A 15,588-nucleotide genomic window follows, 5' to 3' on the forward strand; every position below is an offset into this window, starting at 1 on the left:
CTCAAGGTCAGCCGTCGAGCGTTATGCAGCATGGCTCAGGAGTTCGGGATCAAGTTCAAGAAGGCGATGCGCGGTGGCAATCGAGACGCCGAGCGTAGAAAGCAGATGGGGGCTATCGCTGACCTTGACCCTCGACTCATTAACCTTTTCGAATGTTCCGGCGATCAGGTTCTTGATGGCGCTCGTGACACGATTGCCAATATTCGAATCGGTGTCGGTCACAACGTGAGGCAGGTAGAACTCGCGCACGACCTCGAAAAGCGAAGACATTCTCCCGGCATTGAGCACGCGCGGTCGGTGCCTAGAGATCAAGCTTGCCGTCACGGAGTTTTCGATCACGCTCCGCCATTTCGGCGTCGTCGGCTGGGAATATGGTTGCCATGCCTTCATTGGCGGCCCTTGTCTGAATATCTTCGACAAAGCCGTGCAGTTTCTCGTGATAGTCCTGGAAGGCGGCAGCGTAGTCGGCGCCGTGCCGTTCCAAGGCTTGCGCAAGCCGCCCCGCACCGATGATCGCCATCGAGCCGCCCATGCCGGCGACCGGCGATACGCAGTAGCCCGCGTCCCCCACGAGAACGACCCGCCCCTTCGACCAGGACGGCATCCGGATCTGGTTGATCCTGTCGAAGTAAAAATCGTCGTCGGCATCCACATGTTTCAGGGCAGTCGGCACCTTCCAGCCCAGCCCATCGAAATGGTCATGGATCATCGCGCGCTGATGCGCGCGGTCGCGATAGTCATATTCGATTTCACCTGCGGTGCGAAAAGCGAGGCAGATGTCTGTCCGGTCGTCGTAGCCGTTCAGCATCGCCGTCCGGCCTGGCGCGCTGAACACCTCGGATACGTTGGGCGGTAATATTCCCGTCACCGGTACGACCTTCAGGTAGACATAGCCTCCCATGAAGTAACTGAAGTTCTCCTCGGCGCCAAACACCAACTTCCTGGTGTTGGAGCGATTGCCGTCGCACCCGAACACCAAAGCAAAAGTGCGCCGCATGCCGTCGCTCAGAGTGACCGTGACGCCGTCTGGCCCGTCCTCGAGTTGTTTGATCGACCGGCCGAATAACACCTCGGCCGATCCATTGATTCCGCAGAAGAGGATATCCAGCAGGTCATCGCGATGTATCTCAAATCGAGTGCGCGAGGGTTCTTCCGCGCCCGTCGCGGCGTCGATGCCGCCGAGCGTACGATCGTCGGCGTCCTTGAACCTGAATGCGCGAGGGGGAAGTGCCTTCGCCCGGACCGCACCGAACAAGCCCATGCGCTCAAGAATGCAGATGGTTTCGCCTTCGATGTCGACCGGCGTCCCACCTCTGCGAAGTCCGCTTGCAAGCTCGACAATCGTAACCTGGTAGCCCAGACGGTTGAGCCAGAAGGCAGTCGCCAGGCCCGCAAAGCTGGCGCCACTGACGAGCACGGGAGAGGCGGACGGCAGGAGCGGACTCTGGACGGGAGCAGAGTGGTTGGTCATAGGAGGATCCACGGAGAGATGAGCACCGAGCATTATACTCAGTCTATAAAGGCCAGGGCTGATGGACGATGTTGATGGACGATAGAGAGAACCACCGGACCCGAAAGCGCTTTCCCAACTCGTCAGAGCATTTCGTTCAGCTTGGAAAGCAGGAGGGGGATCAGATCTGAGTTTGGCGTCAGTGTACCTCTGTGAACTGACCGGCGTAGCAGACGCGACTGGATTAAATCCCATCGGACCAGGTTGGATCGGTGGTCAATTTTCAGTAGGCGCGCACTCTTTGATGAGTCCGCTCTCAATGGCCTCAAGGGTATTGCGCTCAACCAATAACTTGAACCTGCGCTTCATTGCTATCGCCTCACTGCTGCAGCTCTTGAGGTTAGAAAGCTGAACTGCCGCGCTGTATGCCTGGTAGCACGCATCAGCATTGATTACGCTCTGTTTGCACTGGCTGACGACCTGGAATGTCAGGTCGGGATCCGCCCTGTAGCTCTGTATTTGAGGGTTGGACCTCAGCCCGGTCAGAACGGAAGGTAGTAGTAAGTAGTCAGCCAGCGCCACGAGAAGAGCGGCACCGATGGCCAGCATGTTAAAGCGCATTTCCACTCTCTCTTCGATAAGCAGACGCATCATAACGGATCGTCCAATGCGTCGTTATGAGCGCGTGGCGGCAGGGGGCTTCAGGCATGCGTCAACAGCGACATCGAGGCGCGAAACCCGGTCGCTGAGCAGAAAATTGGGGATATGTGTCGGAATTTGGCGCGCATTGTCGCATAGGTCAGGCAACACTTGTCTGGCACTCGAAAGAGGGTTTTGCCAGGGTTTCCGGCATTGCCAGCCATAGCAGCGCCAACGCCACGGCTGCAACAAACGCCAGGGTCAGGAAAGCGGCATTGTAACCGGCCTGCTGCACCACAAAGCCGGCGAGGCTGCTGCTTAACGCCGCGCCCAGGCCGAAGACCGTGGACAGTGCGCCCAGGCTGACGTTGAAGCGCCCGGTGCCTTGGGTCAGGTCCTTGACGATTACCGGGAACAGCGCGCCGAAAATGCCTGCGTCAATGCCATCGAGCATTTGTACCGCCACCAGCCAATAGGGATCGTCGGACAGCGTATACAGCACACCGCGCAGCGGCAGGATCAGGAACCCAGCCAGCAGTAAAGGCTTGCGGCCCCACACGTCGGCTTTTATGCCTACCAGCCAGGCCATTGGCACCATGACTAGCTGTGCAGCGACGATACAGGCGGAGGTCAGGGGCGTGGCCATTTGCAGGTTGATCTGAGCCAGTTTCTGGCTGACGAGCGGCAGCATGGCGGCATTGGCCAAGTGAAACAGTGCACAGCAAATGGCGAACAGCAACAGCGGACGGTTGGCCAGCAGTACTTTCCAGCCGGACGGCACTTCGTGGTCTTGAGCGTGGGCCGGGTCGAAGCCCCGGGCAACCTCGTGATCGATCGCCGTCGGTGACACACAGCTGACCGCTACCAGGCTGGCTATCGCCATGAAAGCCATCAGGTAGAACACCACAACGGGTCCGAACAGGTAGGCCAGGCCGCCCGCCAGCATCGCAGCCACGGCATTGCCGGCGTGGTTGAACGTTTCGTTGCGCCCGGTCCGACGGGTAAAGGCACGTGGCCCGGTAATCCCCAGGGAAATCGCCGAAATCGCCGGGGCGAATACGGAGGCGGCGACCGCGCTGGCCGCCTGGGTCAGCGCCACCCAACCGAATGAGCTGACAAAGGGCAATATCAGGCAGCTTATGGTCACGAGGATGGCGGCAATCGCGATCACCGCGCGTTTGCTATGGGTGCGATCAACCAGGGCGCCCGCCGGGCCTTGGGTAATCAGGGCGGCGATACCTGCCAGGGTCATGACTACGCCGATACTGGCCGGGTCCCACTTATGTACCGCTAACAGGTAGATCGCCAGATAGGGCCCGAGGCCATCTCGCACGTCTGCCAGGAAGAAGTTCAGGCTGTCCAGGGATAGGGTCGTACGCAGGTCGGTGTGATGAGCCACGATGAATTCTTCAGCAGCAGCACTCAGGCGTTGAGCACTCATTGGCCTAATGACCTGTAGGCATAGAGATTAGTTTCAGCCTGCCCGAGGGTTTTATCTGGCAGGAAACTGGCTTACTTTCTGAACCCCGCCGCACTGACTTTCTGGAGACGCAATGGACATGCCTACGCCTGAACAGGCAGTTACGAGCAATCGGCACGCCTGGGATGAATCCGCCAGGCTGCACAAGGACACCGCCACCTGGAAGGCGATGTTGGCAGCGGTCGCGCATCCCGACTTTTCCTGCCTTGACCCCACCATAATCCGCTTGCTGCAAGAGGTCGGCATTGCCGGCAAGGACGTGGTGCAGCTTTGCTGTAACAACGGCCGCGAGTGCCTGTCATTATTTGGCTTGGGGGCTCGTTCCGTGGTGGGTGTCGATCAATCCCGTGCGTTTATCCAGCAAGCCCGAGAATTGGCCGATGTTTCGCCCCATTGTCCGCAGTTTATCGAGAGCGATATCCACCATCTGCCTGAGCCGCTCATGGGGCAGTTTGATGTAGCGCTGGTGACCATTGGGGTATTGGGCTGGATGCCGGATGTGGCACTGTTCATGCGCCAGGTGGCCAGTACGCTCAAGCCTGGCGGAGTCCTGGTGATGTACGAAACCCATCCGTTCCTTGAAATATTCGATCCCAGGGCCGCCAACCCAATGCTGCCGGCCAGCTCGTATTTCCAGCGCGATCCCTTTGTGTTGCAGGAATCCATCGTCTACGAGGGGCAAGACTCGATTGAAGGGCCGACGTCGTATTGGTACGTGCACACGCTGGGGGGCGTGATCAGCGGAGCGATTGCGGCGCAGTTGCAGATCGGCCATTTGCAGGAGTACCCGCACTCCAATCGTGAAGAACTGTATGACCAGTACGAACACCAGTGCGCGCAATTGCCACTGTGTTTCACCCTGACTGCGACCAAGCTTCCCGCTTGAGCAGGGTTTTCCGACGAAAAAAAGCCCGCGAGAGGCGGGCTAAGGGATTCACTGGAGTAGGTAAGCGTCAACGTAGCGCTCGGGAAGTGAAGGCTGTGTGAAAAGGGTGTCGAGCGTTCGGATGTGCGCCTTTTCAACCGCGTCGTACAAACGTACGCATGGTTTGCCCCGGGCCGGTACTGAACACCGTCGGCCTGGGCATGCCCTCGTCAGCAGCGATAAATACGAAATGATCCCCCTCGAGCCGGTAGCTGGCAGGTAGCTGCTTTCCTGCGTCATCGCCGATGGCGTCCACCCAGGTAATGCTTTTGGGGTGGGTGTTGGTGTCCAGGGAAAACCGCCCGGCCAGCAAAATAACACCCTCGACCGTGGTCACTTGGAAGCGGTCCCCTTCAATCGTAGTCATGGCACCGGGCGCGCTGTGGGAGTCGACGGGGTTGAGTACGCCGCTGTCTTCAAGGGCGGTCTGCTCCCAGGTGCCTTGGAGGGCGTTATAGTCATGGTCGGAAGGGGATGACATGCAAATTCCTTTTTCTTGGCGCTGAATGAGGGTTTTGTACCGGGTAAAAACGGTAATTCGGACGGTATGCAGGAATTTTTCTTTAGAAGACAGGGATTTGACAGCTTTTTCATGTTGTATTGACTACGATTCTAGCTACGTCTGTCCTACATGAATGCTGTAGCCAATATTTGCCTGCATAAGACAGAAATAAACTCCTGCTAAGTAGGACCTTTCATCAGACTAAGTGGTCACAGTGCCATCGGTTCGTTATCGCAGGGCGTTGTCCCTGATTTCGAAGTCACAGGACTTTGATGGGTGATGGCCTTTTAGTATTAATTTTAAGGTGTTCTTATTTTGAATCGAACTTCCCCGCTTCCGCCCGCCGTCGCTTCCGATGAAATTGATCTATTTGAACTGTTCCAGGGTATTTGGCGGCAAAAAAAGCTGATCGTGGGTTGTACGCTTCTGGTAGGAGTGCTGGGTGCGGGCTATGCCTTCCTGGCGCCTAAGACGTATGAGGTCAGCAGTGTGCTGCGGCCTGCGGCAATCAACGAGCTGGATGCGTTGAACCGTTCCGAGGTCTACAAACTCCCACCCGCAGACGCTCTTATAAAAGTCGGGGCCCAGTTGGACTCGTACGAAGCTCGCCTAGGCTTTTTCAAGGAACACGAGGAGTTGTTCAAGGCTTTCAAGAAACCGGGGCAAAGCCTGGAGCAGAGCTTCGAGGATTTCAACCGCAATTCCGTCAATCTGATCCTGCCGGACCCGAAGAAATCAGACTCGTTGAGTAGCTATATCCGCCTGGAATTGCAGTACCCCGCAGACGTTGATGGCGTTGCCATTCTCAACGGCTTTGTCGATTACGCCATCGCAGCCGAACGTGCGCAAGTCGGTGCCGACCTCAAGGTGATTGTCAATAACCGGTTGACCGAGCTCAAGGGCAAGATCGACGCGGCCCGTGCCAACTACGATACCGAAAAGGAATCCAAGATCGCCAAGCTGCTTGAGTCTGATCGACTCAAGCGTGCGCAGTTGCAGGATGAGCTGGGCGCCCTGCGTTTGCAGATGAAGATGGAGCGCACCAATCGCTTGGCCGAACTGGCCGAAGCCATTTCCATTGCCAAGTCCATGGGCATCAAGACACCGACCACGCCATCCTCCATGGCCGATTCCACCCGCGGCGGTTCGAATCAGGTGATGCGTACTGAGGTCAACAATCAGAAGATCCCACTGTACTTCATGGGGACTGAAGCCCTGGAAGCAGAGCGCGCCGCGTTGCAGCAGCGGACCAGTGACGATTTCACCAACCCTCGCATTGCGGAAATCGGCAAGGAACTTCAGTTGCTTGAGTCCAACCGGGAAGTTGAGATTCTGAAAAAACGTGGGAATGAAGACATTTTCCTGAAGGATGTCGAGCCGCTTCGAGCTGAAGTTGCCCGGTTGCGCGGTCTCAACATCGATATGAGCAACCTCAAGCTGGTCACGGTTGACCGTCGCGCCCAGGAGCCATTGGCGCCGGTCAAGCCGAAGAAAGCCTTGGTCATTGCGTTGAGCCTGGTGGGTGGTGTGTTGCTGGGGTTAATGATTGCGCTGATACGCCATCTCATGCTGTCCCGTCAAAACGCTATCGCCTACTCGGCATTGGAAGACAGCAGTTTTTCCCGCCGCGAACGCAAAGACGATCAACCCTTGACGTAAAGACCCACGCCAGTGGGCGGGCGAAGGAGCCCGCCCACAAATCCCCCAGCACATTCAGTGGACAGCTTTTCACAATTCTTAGTTAACCTTTGGTTACAAACTGTGGCTAAATAACGGCCAATGGTCATGCGTCGCCGGATTTTTCCGTGCGCGCGTGTCACCTGTACATGAATTGTGATTTCAGGTGCTGCTTATCCATCCTCGGCTGATGTGGGCCAGCAGGAGCAGCCTGTTCTCTCCCTGACTTGTGACGAATCCCTTGAAACTCATCATTGTTATTCTCTACGTTGCCTCTATTGCGTATGTCCACCTGCGTGGGCGGGTACGGCACAAGCTGGGCCGTCAGCTTAGCGACCATTCGACGTTCCTGGCGCCGGTCAACTGCTTTCTTTACCTGTTCTCCAAGCAGCCAAGCCGTCCTTATCTGTCACCCAGCGACTTTCCGGACCTGAGTCCGCTGCAGGAGCATTGGGAGGAGATCCGCAAGGAAGGTCAGGACCTGATGCAGGCAGGGGCGATCAAACGTTCGGATCAGTATAACGACGTGGGTTTCAACTCGTTCTTCAAGTCGGGCTGGAAGCGCTTCTACCTCAAGTGGTACGGCGACAGCCATCCATCGGCGATGAAGCTGTGCCCGCGTACCACGGAACTGGTGCAGAGTATCGGTTCGATCAAGGCCGCCATGTTCGCCGAGCTGCCGCCGGGGTCCAAGCTGGTGCGTCACCGTGACCCGTACGCGGGTTCCTACCGCTATCACCTGGGCCTGGATACACCGAATGATCCGGGTTGCTACATCAATGTGGACGGCGAAAGCTATTACTGGCGCGACGGCGAGCCGGTGATGTTTGACGAGACCTACATTCACTACGCGGAAAACGCTACGCAGCACAACCGCATCATTCTGTTCTGTGATATCGAGCGCCCGATGAAGTATCGCTGGGCGGCAGCGTTCAATCGCTGGTTCAGTCGCAACGTGATGGCTGCTGCGGGTTCGCCCAATGATGATGGCGACAAGACTGGTGGCTTGAACCGCGCCTTTACCCGCCTGTACAAGATCCGCCTGCGGGGCAAGGAACTCAAGAAGCGCAACCGCGCACGCTACTACCTGGAAAAGTGGGCGATCTTCGCCGGGCTGGCGTTAATCTTCATCCTCATTTGAAGCATGGCTGCGGCGCGCCTCACTGCGGTGGTTGCGCGCCCAGCTTGTCCCACATCTTCTTGCTGATCCGCTGGCGGTTGGCATAACCGGCCCACGGGTCGCTCTTCAAGCCTTGTAACCGTTCCTGCAGGTTCGCGACCGTCCACTGCTGGGCACCTCGCAATTCTTTCAACTCATCCCGACTGACCGGCACCGACACCGGCAGGCCCGGTCGTGCGCGTACCGAATAGGCTGCAACGGTGCTGGCGCCACGGGCGTTACGCAGGTAATCGACAAAGATCTTGCCGACCCGGTTTTTTGGGCCGCTGGTGGCCGTGAAACGCTCGGGCAGTGACTGGGTCATGAACTGTGCGATGGCCTTCGCGAACGCTTTTACGGTGTCCCAGCCATCCCTGCGCGCCAGCGGCACGATCAGGTGCAAGCCCTTGCCACCGCTGGTCTTGACGAATGCCTCGAGCCCCAGCTCATCGAGTACCGACAGCGTCAATTGCGCCGCTTCCAGCATGCTTTTCCAAGGCAGCGCCGGGTCTGGGTCGAGGTCGAGTACAAATTGGTCCGGTGTTTCGATCTTGTCTGTGGTGGCACCCCAGGTATGCAGTTCGATCGTACCCATTTGTACGGCACCGATCAGCGCCTCGACATTGGCGATTTCCATCAGGCGCGCGTGGCCGGGGTCCAGGGCCGGTTCAAGCTGCTTGATATGAGGAATGGGCAGGCGCTCTGAGTGTTTCTGGAAGAACTGTTCGCCCTCAACGCCTTCAGGCGCTCTGAGCAGCGATACCGGCCGGTGCCGCAGGAACGGCAATATCCAATCGCTGATCTGCGTGTAGAACTGCGCCAATTGCTGCTTTTGCGTGCCGCTCTGCGCGTCTATGACACGCTCCGCATGGGTGATGTTCACCTGGCTACCCTCGGGTTGGGGCTTGTTGGATGGGGTGCGGTTGGCTTGCTCGTGAATGATCTGCGTAACGGGTTTGTCGGTGCGCAGTGCAATGAACGCGGCCTGACGCACCAGGCCCTCGCGTGTCCACTCGGCAAATTGCACCTCGCCCACCAGGCTGGGCTTCACCCAATGCACGTCCTGCGCCTGGCTGCCTTTGAGTGGCTGCAGCAGGGGTGAGGTGTCTTGCTCCAGGTCTTTGAGTGTTGCGTAAAGGTTTTTCAGCGCAGCCTGATCGAAACCTGTGCCCACGCGACCGGCGTACACCAGCCCGGCCTCGTCGTTGACCGCCAGCAGCAACGCGCCAAACCCGCTGCGCGAGCCTTTGGGTCGTGTGTAGCCGACAATCACGAACTCCTGGCGCAGGCGGCATTTGAGCTTGATCCAATCGGTGCTGCGCTCAGAGACATAGGGACTCCCCGCGCGTTTGCCGATCAGCCCCTCCAGCTTTAAGGTACAGGCACTTTCGACGATGTCGCGCTCAGGGGCGGTGAAGGTCTCCGAGAATCGCAGCAGTGTGCTCCTGCTGCCGGACAGCGCCGCTTTAAGGGCTGCCCGACGGTCCTCGACCGGGGCCTGGCGTTGGTCGACACCGTTCAGGAAGGGCGCATCGAACAGGTAATAGACGATATCCAGGCTGCGGCCGATGTCGAAGGCATTCTGCAGCGCCTGGAAGTCCGGCAAACCGTCGCCATCCAGGCTGACCATCTCACCGTCGAGCCAGCTGTCCTTGAGTTTGAGCGCCTGCAAGGCTTTGACCTGCCGTGGCAGACGATCCGACCAGTCATGGCCGTCACGCGTGAACAGGCGAACCTCACCTTCGTGAACGCGGGCGAGCATACGGTAGCCGTCGAATTTGATTTCGTAATGCCATTGGCCAGGCGGAGCGCGGTCCATCAGGGTAGCCAGTTGCGGGGCGAGTTGCATGGGGAAGGGGACATGCGCCTTGGAAGGCTTGGCCTTGGCGCTGGCTTTACCCACTGAAGCGTTGCTGATAACACTGTTTGGTTCGGCCTGGACGATATCGTAGTCGGTGGCCGGGCGTGCCTGCTGATCCTTTTCCTTGATCAGCAACCATTGTTCCTTGTCACCGCTGCCCTTGAGGCGGGTGCGTACCAAGGTCCAGTCGCCGGAGAGTTTTTCACCGACCAGCGTGAATTTCAGCTTGCCGGCGCGATAGGCTTTGTGCGGATCCTCATGGGGCTGCCAGACGCCACGGTCCCACACGATCACATCGCCGGCACCGTATTGACCGGCCGGGATACTGCCTTCGAAGGTGCCGTAGCTCAGCGGATGATCTTCGACATGCACCGCCAGGCGCTTCTGGCTCGGGTCCAGGCTCGGACCCTTGGGCACGGCCCAGCTTTTGAGCACACCGTCCAACTCCAGGCGGAAGTCATAGTGCAGGTTGCGTGCGTCATGTTTCTGGATGACAAACGACAAGGCGGTCGCTTTTCGCGCGCTGGTCTGCGCCGCGCCGGAGGGCTCTGCAGTGATTTCGAAGTCGCGTTTACGGTTGTATTCGCTCAGGGGCTTGGGCATGGCAAGAGGCTCCTTTGGCAGGCTCAGGAGGCTTTACGCGGTTTCTTGGCTGGGGCTTTCTTCGCCGGTTTGCCGGCCAGACTGCGTTTGAGCAATTCCGTAAGGTCAATAACGTCGGCGGTTTTGCGTTCCTCACTGTCTTGTTGGGTTTCCACGTCTTCGATCTTGCCGGCCTTGGCCTTCTTCTCGACCAGCGCCATGATCTTGTCCTGGAAACTGTCGCGATAATCGTCCGGTTGCCAATCGGCGCTCATGTCCTCCACCAGCCGCTTGGCCATGTCCAGCTCACCTTTGGCCAGGCTTGGCTCGGTGACGTCGCTGCCCAATTCCAATTCGTCGAGGCTGCGCACTTCGGCGGGCCAACGCAGCATGACCAGCACCAGGGCAGACTCCAATGGCATCAGCGCCGCCAGATGCTGCTTGGTGTGCAGCACGACGTTGGCCAGGGCGACCTTGCCGGTTTTCTTCAGGGTTTCACGCAGCAGCGCATAGACTTTGCCGCCGCGTTTGTCCGGGGCCAGGAAGTAGGGCGTGTCAATGTTCGGCAGTGGAATCTGCTCGCTGGCGACAAAGGCGATGATCTCGATGGTTTGGGTCGACTTGGGGTGGGCCGAGCGGATTTCGTCCTCGCTTAGCACCACGTAGCGACCTTTTTCAAAGGCCACGCCCTTGACGATGTTTTCTTTGGTGACTTCCTTGCCGGTGGTCTTATTGATGCGTTTGTAGCCCACCGGGTCCATGCTGCGCTTGTCCAGCCAATCAAAATCCACGCCCTGTGACGACGTTGCCGAGACCAGTGAAACAGGGATGTGGACCAAGCCGAAGCTGATGGCGCCTTTCCAGATTGCCCGTGGCATATGTGCGATTCCTTCTGAGGTGCTGGTTTTCTGCTGACTGGACGGCTCGGGGAAAAGTTTCGATGGATGGACGTGCGGACAGATCGTGTTACATCTGACCGGAAAGTATTTAGTTACGAATGCCGAACCCCAGGCGTAGCGTGTTATCGAAAGCAGGTGTTATCCGCTCCAGAGAGGCATCGTCATGAACCGTTGCATACTTCGTTTTACCGCGCTGGCGTTGGGCCTGGCGCTGGTGCCCTTAACCCAGGCGCAAAATCTGCCCGGCCACTTTGATACCAACAACAGCCCAATTCATCGGGCCAACCCCAACAGCATGCAGGGCACCGTGCCCAATGCGCCGGCTACTCGCGGTATTCAGCCGGCCCCCAGCGGCCCCGCGCCGACCCTGGAAAACGGCGGTATCGGCAATCGCTACCCTCAGCGTGACAGCGCCCCCAGCCGGCCCGCGACCGAAACCAAAGCCCCCACCTATGATGCCAACGGCAACCGCCGGTAAGGATGATGTCTTATGTTTCTACGCAAAACCCTGCTAGCCGCTATTTGTGCAACCACGCTACTTCCACTGACGGCCGCCTATGCGGCGCAGGCTCAACAGTTTCCCAGCGAGCAGGGCAGCATCAGCGCCACGCCGATCGCCAAGGGCCTGGACCATCCCTGGGCTGTGGCATTCCTGCCGGATAAACAAGGTTTCCTGGTGACCGAACGCCCCGGCCACCTGCGGTTTGTCAGCCCCGACGGCAAACTGTCGGCACCGCTGACCGGCGTGCCTCAGGTGTGGGCCAAAGGGCAGGGCGGCCTGCTCGACGTTGTGCTGTCACCGGATTTCAAGCAGGACCGCCTGGTGTATCTGTCCTACGCCGAAGGCGGTGGTGAGGGTGGCAAGGCCGGGACCGCCGTTGGGCGTGGTCGCCTGGCCGATGACTTGAGCGGCTTGAAGGACTTCAAGGTCATCCTGCGCCAGGAGCCCAAGTTATCGACCGGCAACCACTTTGGCTCGCGCCTGGCTTTCGACCGTGATGGCTACCTGTTTGTGACCTTGGGAGAAAACAACGACCGCCCGACGGCCCAGGACCTGGACAAACTGCAAGGCAAGGTCGTGCGCATCTTTGCGGACGGTCGTGTGCCGGAGGACAACCCCTTCGTCGGCCAGCAGGGCGTACGGCCTGAAATCTGGTCCTACGGTCAGCGTAACCCGCAGGGGCTGGCCATGAACCCGTGGAGCGGCACGATCTGGGAAAACGAACATGGACCGCGCGGGGGAGATGAAATCAACATCATCGAGCGTGGCAAGAACTACGGTTGGCCACTGGCGACCCACGGCATCAACTATTCACTGACGCCGATCCCGGAAGCCAAGGGCAAGACAGTGGAGGGCACCGTGCCCCCGCATCATGTCTGGGAAAAATCACCGGGCATCAGTGGCATGGCTTTTTACGATGCTGATCGTTTCAAACCGTGGCAACACAACGTGTTCATCGGTGCCTTGGCCAGCCAGGAGCTGATCCGCCTGCAGTTCGATGGCGACAAGGTGATCCATGAAGAACGCTTGCTGGGCGGCTTGAAAGCACGCATCCGCGATGTGCGGCAAGGGCCGGACGGCTACCTGTATGTGCTGACGGATGAGGATGACGGTGTGTTGTATCGGGTTGGCCTGAACACGGACTGAATGTGTTGCCGAGCAATGCCAGTCAGTCAGGACTTGATGCTGTCACTGTGGCGAGGGAGCTTGCTCCCGTTGGGCCGTGTAGCGGCCCCAGCTTTTGGTTCGAAAAGACTGGGCCTGCTACGCAGTCCAACGGGAGCAAGCTCCCTCGCCACAGGTTATCCGTCGTCCGCTCTAAATGTTTAGAGCTCTAAGTCGGACAGCCCTGGATGCTCATCCGGACGTCGGCCCAGCGGCCAGTGGAACTTGCGCTCGCTCTCCTTGATCGGCAGGTCATTGATGCAGGCGAAACGGTTGGCCATCAGGCCGTTTTCGTCGAACTCCCAGTTCTCATTGCCGTAGGAGCGGAACCAGTTGCCGGAGTCGTCGTGCCATTCATAGGCATAGCGCACCGCAATCCGGTTGTCGGTAAACGCCCATAATTCCTTGATCAGCCGATAGTCCAGTTCCTTGGCCCATTTACGGGTGAGGAAGTCCTTGGCTTGCTCGCGGTTATGCGCAAACTCGGCGCGGTTACGCCATTTCGTATCGAGGGTATAAGCCAGGGAAACCCGCTGTGGGTCGCGGGAGTTCCAGCCGTCTTCGGCCAGGCGGACTTTTTCGATTGCTGATTCGCGGGTAAATGGCGGTAAAGGCGGGCGTGTTTCCGGTGTAGGTGACATGGGGCAGCTCCTTGACACAATAAGCGGTAGTGATAGTTGCCAGGTTTACGCGTTCTCAAGTCCCAATAACGTTCGCGCCATGCATTGCGCATTATCAGCGGCTGTTGAATCGCCCATGACCAGGGCAACGGTAATCGCACCATCGATCAGGATCAGCAGCTGCGCGGCCTGCTGTCGCGGGTCGGGGGTGCCATGTGCTTCACACAGTTCAAGTGCGTACTCGAACAGTTTCTGTTTGTGGGCTTTGGCCAACAGACGCACCGGGTCCTGCGCGTCGCCGGTTTCGCCGCTGGTGTTGATGAAGGCGCAGCCACGAAAGTCTGCAGACGCAAACCAGGTTTTCAGCGCACTGAACAGCGCCAGCAGGCGCTCACCGCTGCCTTCGCGGCGTTCCACCTCGGCACGCAGCCAGTGCAGCCAACGCTCATCGCGACGTTGCAGGGCGGCGATCACCAACTCGTCCTTGTTGGCGAAGTAGCGATAGATGCTTTTTCTCGAAACACCGGCGGTTTTCACCAGGAACTCCATGCCCGTGGCAGCGATGCCGTGGCGATAGATCAACTTCTCGGTGACGTCGAGGATAATATCGCGGGTTTCATTCTGGGTCATATCGTTCATGCGGCCAACAGTAGAACGATCGTTCTTCTTGGTCAATCAACTTTTTCCATGCCTGACAACGAGACCTGAGCCCACCCATGGTGTAAGCTCGGGGCCTCTTCGGATTCGACCCATTGCGAGCCTTATGCCGTCGTTCTTCAAACGCTCCCTATTGCCCAAACTGCGCGGTTTTCCACTCACCCCCGAGGCCATTGACGTGCTGTGCGGCGCCCAGGAGTTCCGGCGCTGCCTGCTGGAAAAAATCTCCCAGGCCACTCAGCGTATCTACATCGTTGCGCTGTACTTGCAGCATGACGAAGCGGGGCAGGAGATCTACGACGCGCTGCACGCCGCCAAAGCGGCACGGCCGGAGTTGGACATTGTGGTGGTGGTCGATTTTCTACGTGCACAACGTGGCCTGATCGGCGCCGGCAAGCAGCCGGGCAACAGTGCCTGGTATCAGGCCATGACCCAGGGCAACGCCAGCGAAGTGCCGGTGTATGGCGTGCCGGTGCAGACCCGCGAGCTGTTCGGCGTGCTGCATCTCAAGGGCTTTGTGATCGACGACAGCGTGTTGTACAGCGGTGCGAGCCTGAACAACGTGTACCTGCATAAGTTCGACAAGTACCGCTATGACCGTTACCACTTGATCCACAGCAAACCGCTGGCCGATTCGATGCAGCACTTGGTGGAGCATGGCCTCGTCGCCTCCAAGGCTGTGCATCGCCTCGACCTGCCCAACCCGCCCACCGCCCGCAGTCTGCGCAACGACATCGGCGACCTGCGCAGCCGCCTGAAACATGCGGCCTATGACACGACGGCCGGGCAACTGCCCAACAATCATCTGGCAATCAGCCCATTACTGGGCGTGGGCAAGAACAACCCGCTGAACCGGGTGGTGCTCGAATTGATCGCCGGCGCCCAGCATCAACTGACCATTTGCACCCCCTATTTCAACCTGCCACTCCCTGTGACCCGGGAAATCAACCGTGCCCTGGCGCGGGGCGTGAAGATCGACATCATTGTCGGCGACAAAACCGCCAATGACTTCTACATCCCACCCAGCGAGCCGTTCAAGGTGATCGCGGCACTGCCTTACCTGTACGAAATCAGCCTGCGCCGTTTCGCCAAGCGTCATCAGCCGGCAATCGACAGTGGCCAGTTGAACCTGCACCTGTGGCGCGACGGTGAGAACACCTACCATCTCAAGGGCATGTGGGTCGACCAGCGCTACACCTTGCTGACGGGAAATAATCTCAACCCGCGTGCGTTCCGCCTCGACCTGGAAAACGGCTTGTTGATCGATGACCCGCAGGGGCAATGGCTGGAGGCGCGGCGTACGGAGTTGGCGCACATTTTCCAGCACACCACGCGTATTGCAGGCTATCAACAGTTGCAGACCCTGACGGATTATCCGCAGGCCGTGGGCAAGTTTTTGCGGCGGGTCAGTCGAGTGCGAATCGAGCGGTTGTTGTACCGGATTCTGTAAGCGACGAGCGTAGCAAGATAA

Annotated in this window: 15 protein-coding genes; 6 read left to right on the forward strand and 9 right to left on the reverse strand. The window is 58.6% G+C overall.

Annotated elements, in window-relative coordinates; genetic code table 11:
* Positions 1-21 precede the first annotated feature (21 nt).
* The 4 genes from EXW71_RS00110 to EXW71_RS00125 all read right to left on the reverse strand — a co-directional run bounded on the left by EXW71_RS00110 (position 22) and on the right by EXW71_RS00125 (position 3,488).
* The gene (locus EXW71_RS00110; protein ID WP_134657094.1) at positions 22-270 is read right to left on the reverse strand and encodes a hypothetical protein; all 249 of its coding nucleotides are present in this window, start codon (positions 268-270) and stop codon (positions 22-24) included.
* Between the two features lie 31 nt (positions 271-301).
* Complete coding sequence (locus EXW71_RS00115; protein WP_134657095.1) at positions 302-1,471, reverse strand: FAD-dependent monooxygenase; 1,170 nt, start codon at positions 1,469-1,471, stop codon at positions 302-304.
* A 255-nt stretch (positions 1,472-1,726) separates the two neighbouring features.
* Complete coding sequence (locus tag EXW71_RS00120; RefSeq protein ID WP_134657096.1) at positions 1,727-2,104, reverse strand: hypothetical protein; 378 nt, start codon at positions 2,102-2,104, stop codon at positions 1,727-1,729.
* Positions 2,105-2,249: 145 nt separating this feature from the next.
* Positions 2,250-3,488, reverse strand: a complete 1,239-nt coding sequence (locus tag EXW71_RS00125; RefSeq protein ID WP_134657879.1) for an MFS transporter — start codon at positions 3,486-3,488, stop codon at positions 2,250-2,252.
* 154 nt (positions 3,489-3,642) lie between these two features.
* On the opposite strand from EXW71_RS00125, the gene EXW71_RS00130 reads away from it, so the two are divergent.
* Entirely contained in the window at positions 3,643-4,455 is an 813-nt protein-coding gene (locus tag EXW71_RS00130) for a bifunctional 2-polyprenyl-6-hydroxyphenol methylase/3-demethylubiquinol 3-O-methyltransferase UbiG (RefSeq protein WP_134657097.1), read from the forward strand.
* 133 nt (positions 4,456-4,588) lie between these two features.
* On the opposite strand, the gene EXW71_RS00135 is transcribed toward EXW71_RS00130, so the two are convergent.
* Positions 4,589-4,975, reverse strand: a complete 387-nt coding sequence (locus EXW71_RS00135; protein ID WP_134657098.1) for a TIGR03067 domain-containing protein — start codon at positions 4,973-4,975, stop codon at positions 4,589-4,591.
* 336 nt (positions 4,976-5,311) lie between these two features.
* Between EXW71_RS00135 and EXW71_RS00140 the strand changes: the two genes are divergently transcribed.
* Both EXW71_RS00140 and lpxO read left to right on the forward strand, forming a co-directional pair.
* On the forward strand, positions 5,312-6,655 hold the full coding sequence (locus EXW71_RS00140; RefSeq protein ID WP_134657099.1) for an LPS O-antigen chain length determinant protein WzzB: 1,344 nt from the start codon (positions 5,312-5,314) through the stop codon (positions 6,653-6,655).
* Positions 6,656-6,914: 259 nt separating this feature from the next.
* A complete protein-coding gene (gene lpxO, locus EXW71_RS00145; protein WP_134657100.1) occupies positions 6,915-7,814 on the forward strand; it encodes a lipid A hydroxylase LpxO in 900 nt (299 codons plus the stop codon).
* A 19-nt stretch (positions 7,815-7,833) separates the two neighbouring features.
* Here lpxO and ligD read toward each other — a convergent pair whose 3' ends face one another.
* Positions 7,834-10,296 carry a DNA ligase D gene (ligD, locus tag EXW71_RS00150; protein ID WP_134657101.1) on the reverse strand — a complete coding sequence of 821 codons (2,463 nt, stop codon included), beginning with the start codon at positions 10,294-10,296 and terminating at the stop codon, positions 7,834-7,836.
* Between the two features lie 23 nt (positions 10,297-10,319).
* Positions 10,320-11,153: a Ku protein gene (locus EXW71_RS00155; protein WP_134657102.1), complete on the reverse strand. Its 834-nt coding sequence runs from the start codon at positions 11,151-11,153 to the stop codon at positions 10,320-10,322.
* A gap of 184 nt (positions 11,154-11,337) precedes the next feature.
* Here EXW71_RS00155 and EXW71_RS00160 point away from each other — a divergent pair, with 184 nt between their 5' ends.
* Entirely contained in the window at positions 11,338-11,652 is a 315-nt protein-coding gene (locus EXW71_RS00160) for a hypothetical protein (protein ID WP_123716390.1), read from the forward strand.
* A gap of 12 nt (positions 11,653-11,664) precedes the next feature.
* Complete coding sequence (locus EXW71_RS00165; RefSeq protein ID WP_134657103.1) at positions 11,665-12,822, forward strand: PQQ-dependent sugar dehydrogenase; 1,158 nt, start codon at positions 11,665-11,667, stop codon at positions 12,820-12,822.
* Positions 12,823-13,001: 179 nt separating this feature from the next.
* Here EXW71_RS00165 and EXW71_RS00170 read toward each other — a convergent pair whose 3' ends face one another.
* Complete coding sequence (locus EXW71_RS00170) at positions 13,002-13,481, reverse strand: nuclear transport factor 2 family protein (RefSeq protein WP_134657104.1); 480 nt, start codon at positions 13,479-13,481, stop codon at positions 13,002-13,004.
* A gap of 45 nt (positions 13,482-13,526) precedes the next feature.
* The gene (locus EXW71_RS00175) at positions 13,527-14,099 is read right to left on the reverse strand and encodes a TetR/AcrR family transcriptional regulator (RefSeq protein WP_134657880.1); all 573 of its coding nucleotides are present in this window, start codon (positions 14,097-14,099) and stop codon (positions 13,527-13,529) included.
* A 124-nt stretch (positions 14,100-14,223) separates the two neighbouring features.
* Between EXW71_RS00175 and pssA the strand changes: the two genes are divergently transcribed.
* Positions 14,224-15,567 (forward strand): CDP-diacylglycerol--serine O-phosphatidyltransferase, encoded by a 1,344-nt coding sequence (gene pssA, locus EXW71_RS00180; protein ID WP_134657105.1) that lies wholly within the window; start codon positions 14,224-14,226, stop codon positions 15,565-15,567.
* Positions 15,568-15,588: the final 21 nt, after the last annotated feature.

The sequence above is a fragment of the Pseudomonas sp. BCA17 genome (assembly GCF_004519405.1).
Lineage (GTDB): Bacteria > Pseudomonadota > Gammaproteobacteria > Pseudomonadales > Pseudomonadaceae > Aquipseudomonas.

Bases quoted from the DNA above. Each gene is read 5' to 3' on its own strand.
- EXW71_RS00110 (WP_134657094.1), bottom strand. From the start codon at position 270: ATGTCTTCGCTTTTCGAGGTCGTGCGCGAGTTCTACCTGCCTCACGTT.
- EXW71_RS00115 (WP_134657095.1), bottom strand. From the start codon at position 1,471: ATGACCAACCACTCTGCTCCCGTCCAGAGTCCGCTCCTGCCGTCCGCC.
- EXW71_RS00120 (WP_134657096.1), bottom strand. From the start codon at position 2,104: ATGATGCGTCTGCTTATCGAAGAGAGAGTGGAAATGCGCTTTAACATG.
- EXW71_RS00130 (WP_134657097.1), top strand. From the start codon at position 3,643: ATGGACATGCCTACGCCTGAACAGGCAGTTACGAGCAATCGGCACGCC.
- EXW71_RS00135 (WP_134657098.1), bottom strand. From the start codon at position 4,975: ATGTCATCCCCTTCCGACCATGACTATAACGCCCTCCAAGGCACCTGG.
- ligD (WP_134657101.1), bottom strand. From the start codon at position 10,296: ATGCCCAAGCCCCTGAGCGAATACAACCGTAAACGCGACTTCGAAATC.
- EXW71_RS00155 (WP_134657102.1), bottom strand. From the start codon at position 11,153: ATGCCACGGGCAATCTGGAAAGGCGCCATCAGCTTCGGCTTGGTCCAC.
- EXW71_RS00160 (WP_123716390.1), top strand. From the start codon at position 11,338: ATGAACCGTTGCATACTTCGTTTTACCGCGCTGGCGTTGGGCCTGGCG.
- EXW71_RS00165 (WP_134657103.1), top strand. From the start codon at position 11,665: ATGTTTCTACGCAAAACCCTGCTAGCCGCTATTTGTGCAACCACGCTA.
- EXW71_RS00170 (WP_134657104.1), bottom strand. From the start codon at position 13,481: ATGTCACCTACACCGGAAACACGCCCGCCTTTACCGCCATTTACCCGC.
- EXW71_RS00175 (WP_134657880.1), bottom strand. From the start codon at position 14,099: ATGAACGATATGACCCAGAATGAAACCCGCGATATTATCCTCGACGTC.
- pssA (WP_134657105.1), top strand. From the start codon at position 14,224: ATGCCGTCGTTCTTCAAACGCTCCCTATTGCCCAAACTGCGCGGTTTT.